Below are 11094 nucleotides of genomic sequence, written 5' to 3'. Positions count from 1 at the left end.
CTGAGCGGCAATGCAACCGAAGGAGACGTGCTGATGAAGTGGTTCCTGATCATCCTCGTGGTGATCATCGTCCTGCTGGTCGTGTGGGCCATCTCCGCCTACAACGGCCTGGTCAAGAAACGCAACCAGGTGCAGGAGGCCTGGCACCAGATCGACGTCGAACTCAAGCGTCGTCACGACCTGATCCCCAACCTCATCGAAACCGTCAAGGGTTATGCGCAGCACGAGCGCGCCACCCTCGAGGAGGTGCTGCGCGCCCGGTCGGCCGCGATCAACGGCGGCAACAACCCGGCGGCCGCCGCACAGAACGAAGGTCAGCTGACCCAGGCGCTGGGCCGGCTGATGGCGGTCGCCGAGGCATACCCCGACCTGAAGTCGAACGCCAACTTCCTCGGGCTGCAGAACGAACTGTCCTCCACCGAAGACCGCATCGCCTCGGGTCGTCGCTACTACAACGCCATCGTGCGTGAGCTCAACACCGCGATCGAGTCGATCCCGACCAAGTTCATGGCCGGCCCGGCGGGCGTCGCGCGCGCCGAGTACTTCGAGGCCGAGGGCAACGAGCGCAACGTGCCGAGCGTCAACTTCGGCACCGGCCCCGGCGGCACCGCCGGTGGTCCGGGCGGCTACAACATGCCCGACCCGGGTGACCCGGTGCAGCCCCACTCCACCGAATACCCGCAGATCGAGCAGCAGGGCGCCACGCCCAACCCGCTGCCCGGCCAGCCGCAGCAGTACCCGCAGGGCCAGCAATACCCGCAGGGTCAGCCGGCCCAGCCGCAGAACTACCCGCAGCAGGGCGGGCCGCAGGGGTACCCCAACCAGCAGTGACCACCGCGACACTTGAGCGGGACGCGTCCGGCCTTCTACCGCTGTGGCGCGCCGCTCAGGTGTTCCGGCTGGCGTCCCTCGCCTACGCCGGCGCGGTGCAGTGGACGGTGGTCGACAACTACGTCAACCGCACCCTCAGCTGGGTCGTCTTCGCGCTGATGCTCGTGTGGTCGGGCACCGCCGGCACGTTGCTGGCGTTCGGGCACCGGCACCGGGCCAGGATCGTGGCCGCCGACGTCGTCGTGACGCTGCTGCTCATGGCCAGCACGCTCCTGGTCGGCGGCCACAACGACTACTTCAGTCGCCACCAGACGGTGCCGACCACCTTCTGGGCGGCGAACGCCGTCGTCTCGGTGGCGATCCTGCTCGGCCCCTGGTGGGGCATGGGCGCCGCGGCGCTCATCGGGCTGTCGGCCCTGGCGATCGTCGACCAACTCGACAACCTCAGCTTCGATGCGACGCTGCCGATCCTGCTCACCGTCGGCCTGGCAGTGGGGATGGGATCGCAGATCGTGCGGCGCGCCCGAGAACTGCTCGACCGCGCGATCCGGCTCGAAGCCGCCGCCACCGAACGCGAGCGTCTGGCCCGCGAGGTGCACGACACGACCCTGCAGGTGCTCGCGTTCGTGCGTCGTCGCGGAGCCGAGATCGGCGGTCCGACAACCGAACTCGCGACGCTGGCCGGTGACCAGGAGGACGCGCTGCGCAAGCTGCTGTCGCGGCAGGCGGGCGCGTCACGCGCCGATCAGGCGGCACCGAAGGACCTCCGCTCCCGGCTCGAGCAGGAACTGCCGACCGACGTCTCGATCGCCGCACCCAGCCACCCGATGGTGTTGCCCGAGGCGGTCACGAACGAGATCGTGGCCGTGGTGCGTGCCGCGGTCGACAACACCCAGAAGCACGCCGGCCCGGGCGCCCGCTCGTTCGTGCTGCTCGAGGACAACGACGCGGAGTTCGTCGTCACGGTGCGCGACGACGGGGTCGGGTTCGATCCCGCACGGCTGGCCGAGGCCGAAGCCGAGGGACGAATGGGCGTCAGCAAGTCGATTCGCGGCAGGATGACTTCCATCGGTGGCACCGTCGACCTGTTCGCGCAACCGGGGGAGGGCACCGAATGGGAACTGCACATTCCGTTGGAGGGGACGAACCGGGCATGATCGACGCGACAGGTGCGACGGCCGCGACGAAACCGACGACGATCATGGTCGTCGACGACCACCCGATGTGGCGCGACGGCGTCAGCCGCGACCTCACCGAGAACGGCTTCGAGGTGGTGGCGACCGCCGACTCCGTCGCCGCGGCCACCAGCCGGGCGGCCGCCACCCAGGCACAGGTCGTGCTCATGGACATGCACCTCACCGACGGCAACGGCGCCCAGGCCACCGCCGCGGTGCTCGCGCAGTCGCCGCACTCGAAGGTGCTGGTGCTCTCGGCGTCGTCCGAGCGGGAGGACGTGCTCGAAGCGGTCAAGGCCGGGGCGAGCGGCTACCTGGTCAAGTCGGCCGGCGTGGCCGAACTGCTCGACGCGGTGCGGGCCACCGCCGCCGGACAGCCGGTGTTCACACCGGGGCTGGCCGGGTTGGTGCTCGGGGAGTACCGCCGGATGGCGACCGTGCCGACCGGCGACGGGCCGGAACTCCCCAAGCTGACCGAGCGCGAGACCGAAGTGCTGCGATTCGTCGCAAAAGGGTTGAGTGCCAAGCAGATCGCTGCCCGCCTCGGGGTGTCGCACCGCACCGTCGAGAACCACGTGCAGGCCTCGCTGCGCAAGCTGCAACTGTCGAACCGGGTCGAGCTGGCCCGCTACGCCATCGAGAACGGTCTCGATTGACACCCCCCGTGATCGGACCGGCACAGGTAGGTCACCGTTCAGGAAGTACCTACCCCGGTTGAGTAGTGCTACTCAGGCCCCGCGGCGCCCGCCGAACCAGGCTTGAAGCATGAACACGACACCCCGGCCCGACGGCCCGAACCAGCGTCCGAATCCCGACCAGCAGCAAGGCCGCCCGCCGTTCCCCGGCGGGCCGCGGCAGCGTCCGCCCTACGGGGTGCCGCCGCAGCAGAGCCCGGTGTACGGGCCGCGACCGCGTCCGCCCTACGGCCGGGCCACGCAGCAGCCCCCGTACCTTCTGCAGCCGCAGTACCCGAACGGTGCGCACTTCCAGACCATGGGCGGCCCCCGCCCGGCCTACCCCTACGCGACGGTGAAGCCGAGCGAGCCGTGGTGGGAGAAGGACGGCGTCGTCGCCAAGCTGTTCGCCGGCGCCGGCGTGCTCGTCACGCTGATCGGCGTGGTGATGCTGCTCGTCATCGCCGCCCGGGCCGGACTGCTGCGCCCCGAACTGCGGGTCGGTGGAGGCGCGCTGTTGTCGGCGGCTCTGCTCGCCGGCTCCACCCGACTGCACCAGCGACTCGGCGGACGCATCGGTGCCATCGCGCTCGCCGCCACCGGCACCGCCGGACTCTTCCTGTGCGTGCTGGCCGCCACGAACTTCTACGGATGGATCCCGGCCGTTGCCGGTTTGACGCTCGCCGCGGTCGTCGCCGCCGGCACCGTCGCGCTCGCCACCAAGTGGAACTCGCAGGTGCTCGCCGTACTGATGACCGCCGCCGTCGGCGTGCTCGCACCGGTGCTCACCCACGGTGTCAGCACCACCCTGGTGGCCTTCCTGGTGCTGCTGCAGGCCGCCGGCTGCATTCCCGAGTTCACCCGCCAGTGGCCGGGCATCGCGGTGGCCCGCACCCTGCCGGTCGCGATCGCCACCGGGATCGTCGTCGTCGACGACAAGTTCGCGCTGGCGTCGCAGCTCGCCGCCTACCTGGTCGCGACCATCGGTCTGGCCTCGGCGCTCCCGGCGAGCCGTCGCACCACCGAGTGGGTGACCGCCCTGACGTACGGCGCCGCCAGCGCCCCGATGATCGTTGCGATCCAGGCGCTCGACTTCCGTGTCGCGGCGATCGCCGGCACCGCGATCGCGGCCATCACGCTCACCTCGATCGTCATCGCCCGGCCGGTCGGCCTGGCCACCACCGCGGTCGCCACCCTGGTCACCGGCGCGGCGATGCTCTCGGCCGCGACCGTCATCACGACCGGTGCCTGGCTGGCGCCGATCCTGCTCGCCATCGCCCTCGTGCTCGCGGTGTCGGTCTACCAGGTGAAGAACCACTTCGTGGCAGCCCTGTCGCTGGCGTTCACGCTGCTCGGCATCGGGCAGACCACCAACCCGGGCATGGCGCTCTGGCCGGAGAACTACGCGGCGCAGAGCTTGACCACCGGACTCCTGCTCGCGGCGATCGTCGCAGTCGGCCTCCTCGTCGGCATCCGCCGGTACGGCGCCGACCCCATCGGTGCGATCTTCCTCGCGGCCTTCGGCCTGCTCATGGCCACCTACTTCCTGGCCGGCGGCGCCGCGGCGCTCGCGTTCGGCAGCGATGCGGCTCAGGTCGGCCACGTGGGCACCACCGTCAGCTGGATGTTGCTCGCAGCGGGGGTGCTCGCGGTCAGCCTGAAGGTCGAGAAGCCGGGCCTGCTGCTCGGGTTGGGCCTGGGGCTCGCCGGCCTGTCGCTGGGACGTCTGTTCCTCTCCGATCTCGCCAACACCGGTGGCGTGGTGCGGGCCGCGGCGTTCATCATCACCGGTCTGGTGCTGCTCGGTGCGGGTGCCGGATACGCCCGGGCGTTCGCCCAGCAGAAGGCGACTCGCGAGCCGGCCGACGGCCCCACCGGCACCCCGGCCGGCGCCGACAGCCACGTGGGTGCTCGCCGGGGCTGAGAACAAGGGTGTCGTGAACACCGCCGGTGGCCTTCCAAGGGGGAAGGCCACCGGCTGTCGTGTGTGCTCGCGTGCGCCCGCGCGTCAGGCGATGCGGGTGCCGTTCGGCAGCCGCTTGATCGGCGTGTGCGTGCGGCGGATCGCCACCACGAGCGAGCCGATCCCGATCACCGTGAGGATGCCGAGGCCCCAAGGCCAACTCGGCGGCTGCCCGGCCCGCGCGCTCGGCGTCGACGGAAGGCCACCGGTGTCGCCGACGTCGCACCAGTTGAGCGTGCCGGTCTCGGGTCCCTTGCGCGCCGAGCCCACACCCTCGGCGATCGCGGCCATCGGGGCGGTACCGGAGGTGTCGATCAGCCCGTCCGAGCGCTCGACGAAACCGGCGTCCGCGACGATGACGACGGGGTTCATCGCGAGCAACCACCACGTCTTCTCGGTGTGCACGCGCACCTGCTCCTGCGTCGTGGTGACGCACTCGGAGGTGGTGGGGTTGTCGTTCGGGTGTTCCTCGTACCACGACTGCGGAATCGTGCGCACCTGCACGGTGTCGACCGATTCGAACGGTTTGAGGCTCAGCATGAACGCGATGAGGGTGCCGATGACCAGGGTCGCCACCGCGAGATAGGTGAGCACGGCCGATCCGACCGGCCGCGCCGTAAGCGTCGAGAACATCAGCCCGATCGCGCTGATCACCGCCAGCACCGCGAGCAGCGCGACCATCGACCGCAGGATCGGCCACGGTCCGGCATGACCGGCCACCCAGCCCCAGATCAGGAACGGCAGGGCAGTGGCGAGGAAGACGAGTGTCATGCAGATCGAGGCGACCCACTTGCCGATCACGATGTCGGCGGGCGACAAGAGGGTCGTCTGCAGCGTCGCGAGCACCCCCTGCTCGCGATCGGAGTTGATGCTGGTGGCGGTCAACGACGGCACGATGAGCATCGACAGCCCGAGCACGAAGAAGGTCGTCAGGTCGTACATCGAGCGGCCGGCGCTCTCGGTGTGGGTGGCGCCCTCGAGGTCCTGGTAGGTCTGGTCCTGGGAGCTGATGCCGTACCACGTCAGCAACGCGACGGCCGCGATCAGCAGGAACCACACGCCGAGCACCACCGGCCAGCGCGAGGTGCGGGCCCGCTGCTTCAGTTCGAGTCCGGCGACGGTGCGCACGCCTTGCCCGCTCATCCGGGCTGCGGCCGGCGCGCTCATCGGCGGTCCTGCGTCGCGTCGAGGTAGGCCGCCTCGAGCGCCGTGTGCACCGGGGCGAAGCCGGTGACCTGCACCCCGTCGGTCACCAGATCGTGCAACAGACTCGCGGCCTGTTCCTGGCCGCCTACGTGCACTTCGACCAGCCGTCCGGACTCCTCGAGGCGCACCCCGCGCCGCGCGAGGGTCGCTCGCAGCACGCCCTCGTCGAGCGCGTTGATCCTGACCCGCACCCCCGCGTCCTGGCCGGTCTGCTCGATCGGCCCCTCGGAGATCGTCCGGCCGTCGGCCACGATCACCACGCGGTCGGCGACCTCCTCCAACTCCGACAGGATGTGACTCGACACCAGCACGGTGCGGCCCTCGGCGGCCGCCCGGCGCAGCAGGTCACGCAGTTCGATGCGGCTGCGCGGGTCGAGCCCAGATGCGGGTTCGTCGAGCACGAGCACACTCGGGTCGTGCAGCAGTGCCCGGGCGAGGCCGAGCCGCTGCTTCTGCCCCCGCGAGAGCACCCGCGCACGCCGGTCGGCGAGATCGGTGAGGAAGCACTGCTTGAGCACGATGTCGGTGCGTTCGGCGACCTGCGCCTTCGGCATCCGGTAGGCCGATCCGATGGTGTGCAGCACCTCCCGCACGGTGAGTGCGTCCCAGGTGCCGAATCCGTCCGGCATCCAGCCGATCCGGCGCCGCACCTCCGACGGATGCGTCACCGGGTCGAACCCGTCGATCCGCACCCAACCGCGGTCGGGCTCCAGCAGGGAGGCGAGCATCAGCATGAGGGTGGTCTTGCCCGATCCGTTGGGCCCGACCAGCGCCGTGACCGCCCCGGACGGCGCGGTGAAGGTCATCTCGTCGACCGCGACGACCGGGCCGAACGCGCGGTGCACCCGGTCGACCTCGATGCCCGGTGCACCGGGCTGCTGCTCGCTCATGGCGCGAGCCTAGGAGTGCAGGCCTCGCTGTACGGGGAGGCTCGCGTGTCTCGCGGCTCCAATGAAAGATCGGCGCTGCTCTGGCAACACCGACCTTCACTGAAGCTGACTCGTGCGCGCCCCGCGCGGCTCGCGCGTCAGTCGCGCGCCTCCTCGACGACGTCCTCGACGATCTGGTTGGCCTCGCGGCGGTGCTTGAGGTATTCGAAGACCATCGGGAGCACCGAGAGCACGACGATCACCACGATCGCGAGATCGATGTTCTTGCCCAGGCCCGGGAAGGTCTTGCCGAGCAGCGCGCCCGCGCCGACGATGAGCGCGACCCAGAGCACCGCGCCGACCGCCGACCAGGTGAAGAACCGCTTGCGGTCCATCTTGGTGACACCGGCGACCACGGTGATGAAGGTGCGCACGATCGGCACGAACCGGCCGATGACCAGCGCCTTGTTGCCGTGCTTGTCGAAGAACTTGTTCGTCTGGTCGAAGTACTTGCGCTTGATGATTCGGCCGTCCCGCTCGTACAACGGCGGGCCGATCTTGCGTCCGATCTCGTAGCCGACCACGTTGCCCGCGAACGCTGCCACCATGAGCGCGGGGATCGAGACGTACAACGGGATGTCGAATCCGTAGTTGCCGACCGAGAACATGCCGATCGCGAACAGCAGCGAGTCGCCCGGCAGGATCGGGAAGAACAGGCCGCACTCGACGAAGACGATGATCAATGAGATCCAGAAGAACGCCCCGCCGTACTGATCCAGGAGCCACGCAGGGTCCATCCAGCTCGGGCCGAGAGCGACAGGAGCGAAAGTATGCATCACGGGACACCAGCGTACGGGGACGGATGATCGTTCCCTGAATGACGCCCGCGAGCCGCCGTCATCGGCGGTGTCGCCGCCACTGAACGGGTGACCAATCTGCGGAATCGCCGGAGTTCGGGCGGCGCCGCCCGCGTACGCTTCGGCCATGGTGCGTTCTTCCTCCGCCGGCCTGTTCGCCCGGCGCATTGGTGTGGTGTCCACGGTCGTCCTGCTCGCGGCATGCGGTGCGCCGAAGTCGGATTCGTCGAGCTCGACCAGTTCGTCGGCGGCCGGTTCGGATACTTCGGCTGCGGCGTCGTGTGACAAGGCGTCGCTGAAGACGAAGACTGCGGGCAAGCTGACGATCGGCACCGACAACCCGGCCTACGAGCCGTGGTTCTCCGACAACACCCCGAGCAACGGCAAGGGGTACGAGTCGGCCGTCGCCTACGCGATTGCGCAGGAACTCGGTTACACCAAGGCCGAGGTGGTCTGGGCGAAGGTGCCGTTCAACAACGTGATCACCCCCGGCCCGAAGGCGTTCGACCTCGACCTCAACCAGGTGTCGATCAGCGAGGACCGCCGCAAGGCCGTCGACTTCTCCAGCGGTTACTACGACGTCACCCAGGTCGTCATCACCTACAAGGGCAGCCCGATCGACGGCAAGACGACGGTCGCCGACCTGAAGAACGCCAAGCTCGGTGCCCAAGTGGGCACCACCTCGTACACCGCGCTGAAGGACCAGATCAAGCCGAGCAAGGACCCCTCGGTCTTCGACACCAACGACCTCGCCGTCCAGGCGCTCAAGAGTCACCAGGTCGACGGCATCGTCGTCGACCTGCCGACCGCGTTCTACATGACCGCGGCGCAGATGGACGACAAGGGCGCGATCGTCGGGCAGCTGCCGGCCGCCGACAAGCCGGAGCAGTTCGGTGCGGTGCTGCCGAAGGGTTCTGCCCTCACCGGGTGCGTGACCAAGGCGGTCGACGCGCTGCGCTCGAAGGGCACCCTGACCCAGCTCGCCGACGAGTGGCTGTCCAAGCAGGGCGCGCCGAAGCTGTCGTGACCCGCCGCGTCCGCCCAGCAGTCGTCGTCGGGAGCCGGCGATGACCGCTGCCCCGAACGAAGCAACGACCAAGGACGACTGGACCCCGTCGGCCGTCGAGCGGGAACGGGCCGCCTACCGGGCGAGCCGGCAACGGCGATCCGCGCTCATCGCGACGTTGAGCACGATCGTGGTGCTCGGTGTCGCCGGCACGTTGCTGGTCACCAGCCCGGGCTGGGCCGCAGTGCACGAAACCTTCTTCAACTGGGAGAAGGCGAAGGAGTCGTTCCCCGATGTGCTGCGCGGGCTCTGGCTGAACATCAGGGTGATGCTCATCTGCGGCGTCGTCATCCTCGCGTGGTCGATGCTGCTCGCGGTGATGCGCACGCTGCGCGGCCCGGTGTTCTTCCCGTTCCGGATGTTCGCCGTGGTCTACACCGACCTGTTCCGCGGTCTGCCGTTGCTGCTGTTGTTGCTGCTGCTCGGATTCGGCATGCCGGCGCTGGGCCTGCAGGGTCTGCCCGACACGAGCATCTTCTGGGGTGGCGTCGCGCTGGTGCTGTCCTATTCGGCGTACGTCGCGGAGGTGCTGCGCGCCGGCATCGAGTCGGTGCACCCGTCGCAGCGCGCTGCCGCCCGGTCGCTCGGGCTCGGCTACGGCCAGACGCTGCGGTTCGTGGTGATGCCGCAGGCGGTGCGTCGGGTCATCCCGGCCCTGATGAACGACCTCGTGTCGCTGCAGAAGGACTCCGGTCTCATCGCGGTGCTCGGTGTGGTCGACGCGATCAAGGCGGCCCAGATCTCCACCGCCATCGACTTCAACTTCACGCCGTACGTCGTCGCCGGTTTCCTGTTCGTCTGCCTGACGGTGCCGATGGCACGGTTCACCGACTGGTACGCGCGCAAGCAGGGCTTCCAGGGTGCGGGAGGGATGCTGTGAGCCTGCTCGAACTCGACGGCGTGCGCAAGAGCTTCGGCACCCACACCGTGCTGCGGCAGGTCGAGCTCGCCGTCGACGAGGGCGAGTGCGTCGTGCTCATCGGGGCCTCCGGCTCGGGCAAGTCGACGATCCTGCGCTGCATCAACCTTTTGGAAGAGGTCGACGACGGTGTCGTCACCTTCGCCGGACGCGACATCACCGACCCGCGGGTCGATGTCGACAAGGTGCGTGCCCAGATGGGTGTCGTGTTCCAGGCGTACAACCTGTTCCCGCACATGAGTGTGCTCGACAACGTCACGCTCGCGCCGGTGCGTGTGCACAAGCGCGACCGAGCCGAGGCCCGCGATGCGGCGATGGGCATGCTCGAGCGGGTCGGTCTGGCGCACAAGGCGAAAGCCCGGCCCGACGACCTGTCGGGCGGTCAGCAGCAACGCGTCGCGATCGCTCGCGCGCTGGTGAACTCCCCGCGGCTGATGCTGCTCGACGAGGTCACCTCCGCGCTCGACCCCGAACTCGTCGGGGAGGTGCTCGATCTGCTCGGCGAACTCAAGCAGGAGGGCGTCACGATGATCCTCAACACCCACGAGATGGGGTTCGCCCGCTCGGTGGCCGACCAGGTGTGCTTCCTCGACGGCGGACAGATCGTCGAACGCGGCGCCCCCGAGCAGGTGCTGGACCACCCGGAGAACCCCCGTCTGCAGCAATTCCTGTCGCGTCTGCTGCACTGAGCCGCGTGTCTCAGCAGAACTCGGGCGACAGTCAAGTCGAGGACGAGATCGGTGTCGGGCCCTGGCCCGGCGACTGGCCGGTCGACGATTCCGGTGCCGTGCTGGCGCCCTACGACGAGCAGTTGTTGCGCGAGGGCGACCGGCGCAACGTCGAGGACCGCTACCGCTACTGGACCCTTGAGGCGATCGTCGCCGACCTCGACACCTCCCGGCACGACTTCCATGTCGCGGTCGAGAACTGGGAGCACGACTTCAACATCGGTTCGGTGATCCGCACCGCGAACGCGTTCAACGCCAAGGCTTTCCACATCGTCGGCAAGCGGCGGTGGAATCGGCGCGGCGCGATGGTCACCGACCGCTACCAGCACGAGTTCCACCACCCGATGGCCCAGGACCTCGCCGACTGGGCGGGCGCCGAGGGTCTGACGCTGGTGGGTATCGACAACGTGCCGGGCTCGGTGCCGATCGAGCCCTACGACCTGCCGCGCGGGTGCGTGCTGGTCTTCGGGCAGGAGGGGCCGGGGTTGTCGGCGCCGATGCGCGAGGTGTGCGAGGTGATCCTGCACATCGAGCAGTACGGCTCCACCCGTTCGATCAACGCCGGTGCGGCGGCGGCGGTGGCGATGCACGCGTGGATCCGTCGACACGTCTGGGGTCAGCGGCCGAGCCTGAGTGCTGCGGTGGGCCGGTCTGAATGACGAGGCGGACACTCGCGCTGCAACTCGACCTCCGGCGCCGACCGAAACCGCGGAAATCCGCGGTTCTTGCTACCCAGGTCGCGCGAGTTGCAGCGCGGGTGTCCGGTCTGCCGATCGCCCGCCCAGACTCGCGTCGTACCGTGCAGC

At 69.2% G+C, this 11094-nt stretch carries 11 protein-coding genes; 8 read left to right on the top strand and 3 right to left on the bottom strand.

Features of this window, described 5'->3' with window-relative positions; genetic code table 11:
* Positions 1-33 precede the first annotated feature (33 nt).
* The 4 genes from DFJ65_RS00155 to DFJ65_RS00140 all read left to right on the top strand — a co-directional run bounded on the left by DFJ65_RS00155 (position 34) and on the right by DFJ65_RS00140 (position 4604).
* Positions 34-831, top strand: coding sequence for a LemA family protein (locus DFJ65_RS00155; protein ID WP_115921264.1), 798 nt, complete (start codon positions 34-36; stop codon positions 829-831).
* Positions 828-1988, top strand: a complete 1161-nt coding sequence (gene macS / locus DFJ65_RS00150) for a MacS family sensor histidine kinase (RefSeq protein ID WP_115921263.1) — start codon at positions 828-830, stop codon at positions 1986-1988. The genes DFJ65_RS00155 and macS overlap by 4 nt, the downstream gene beginning before the upstream one ends.
* Positions 1985-2662, top strand: coding sequence for a response regulator (locus DFJ65_RS00145; protein ID WP_115921262.1), 678 nt, complete (start codon positions 1985-1987; stop codon positions 2660-2662). Before macS ends, DFJ65_RS00145 begins: the two co-directional genes overlap by 4 nt.
* A gap of 109 nt (positions 2663-2771) precedes the next feature.
* Positions 2772-4604, top strand: coding sequence for a DUF2339 domain-containing protein (locus DFJ65_RS00140; protein WP_115921261.1), 1833 nt, complete (start codon positions 2772-2774; stop codon positions 4602-4604).
* A gap of 84 nt (positions 4605-4688) precedes the next feature.
* Here DFJ65_RS00140 and DFJ65_RS00135 read toward each other — a convergent pair whose 3' ends face one another.
* The 3 genes from DFJ65_RS00135 to DFJ65_RS00125 all read right to left on the bottom strand — a co-directional run bounded on the left by DFJ65_RS00135 (position 4689) and on the right by DFJ65_RS00125 (position 7554).
* Positions 4689-5810, bottom strand: a complete 1122-nt coding sequence (locus DFJ65_RS00135) for an ABC transporter permease (RefSeq protein ID WP_115921260.1) — start codon at positions 5808-5810, stop codon at positions 4689-4691.
* On the bottom strand, positions 5807-6739 hold the full coding sequence (locus DFJ65_RS00130; RefSeq protein WP_115921259.1) for an ABC transporter ATP-binding protein: 933 nt from the start codon (positions 6737-6739) through the stop codon (positions 5807-5809). Before DFJ65_RS00130 ends, DFJ65_RS00135 begins: the two co-directional genes overlap by 4 nt.
* A 137-nt stretch (positions 6740-6876) precedes the next feature.
* Positions 6877-7554, bottom strand: a complete 678-nt coding sequence (locus DFJ65_RS00125; RefSeq protein WP_115921258.1) for a DedA family protein — start codon at positions 7552-7554, stop codon at positions 6877-6879.
* Positions 7555-7702: 148 nt separating this feature from the next.
* Here DFJ65_RS00125 and DFJ65_RS00120 point away from each other — a divergent pair, with 148 nt between their 5' ends.
* From DFJ65_RS00120 to DFJ65_RS00105, 4 genes are read left to right on the top strand one after another with little or no spacing between them, the layout of a single operon-like run.
* Positions 7703-8602, top strand: a complete 900-nt coding sequence (locus DFJ65_RS00120) for an ABC transporter substrate-binding protein (RefSeq protein ID WP_115921257.1) — start codon at positions 7703-7705, stop codon at positions 8600-8602.
* A 40-nt stretch (positions 8603-8642) separates the two neighbouring features.
* The gene (locus DFJ65_RS00115) at positions 8643-9521 is read left to right on the top strand and encodes an amino acid ABC transporter permease (protein WP_115921256.1); all 879 of its coding nucleotides are present in this window, start codon (positions 8643-8645) and stop codon (positions 9519-9521) included.
* Positions 9518-10249, top strand: coding sequence for an amino acid ABC transporter ATP-binding protein (locus tag DFJ65_RS00110; RefSeq protein WP_115921255.1), 732 nt, complete (start codon positions 9518-9520; stop codon positions 10247-10249). The genes DFJ65_RS00115 and DFJ65_RS00110 overlap by 4 nt, the downstream gene beginning before the upstream one ends.
* 5 nt (positions 10250-10254) lie before the next feature.
* Positions 10255-10947: a TrmH family RNA methyltransferase gene (locus tag DFJ65_RS00105; RefSeq protein ID WP_245949883.1), complete on the top strand. Its 693-nt coding sequence runs from the start codon at positions 10255-10257 to the stop codon at positions 10945-10947.
* Positions 10948-11094: the final 147 nt, after the last annotated feature.

Source organism: Calidifontibacter indicus, assembly GCF_003386865.1.
In the GTDB taxonomy this organism is placed as follows: Bacteria; Actinomycetota; Actinomycetes; order Actinomycetales; family Dermatophilaceae; genus Yimella; species Yimella indica.
This window is presented reverse-complemented; position numbering and strand designations above follow the sequence as displayed.

Coding starts and splice junctions, on each gene's coding strand:
- DFJ65_RS00125 (WP_115921258.1), bottom strand. CDS start 7,554: ATGCATACTTTCGCTCCTGTCGCTCTCGGCCCGAGCTGGATGGACCCT.
- DFJ65_RS00115 (WP_115921256.1), top strand. CDS start 8,643: ATGACCGCTGCCCCGAACGAAGCAACGACCAAGGACGACTGGACCCCG.
- DFJ65_RS00155 (WP_115921264.1), top strand. CDS start 34: ATGAAGTGGTTCCTGATCATCCTCGTGGTGATCATCGTCCTGCTGGTC.
- DFJ65_RS00120 (WP_115921257.1), top strand. CDS start 7,703: ATGGTGCGTTCTTCCTCCGCCGGCCTGTTCGCCCGGCGCATTGGTGTG.
- DFJ65_RS00145 (WP_115921262.1), top strand. CDS start 1,985: ATGATCGACGCGACAGGTGCGACGGCCGCGACGAAACCGACGACGATC.
- DFJ65_RS00140 (WP_115921261.1), top strand. CDS start 2,772: ATGAACACGACACCCCGGCCCGACGGCCCGAACCAGCGTCCGAATCCC.
- DFJ65_RS00130 (WP_115921259.1), bottom strand. CDS start 6,739: ATGAGCGAGCAGCAGCCCGGTGCACCGGGCATCGAGGTCGACCGGGTG.
- DFJ65_RS00135 (WP_115921260.1), bottom strand. CDS start 5,810: ATGAGCGCGCCGGCCGCAGCCCGGATGAGCGGGCAAGGCGTGCGCACC.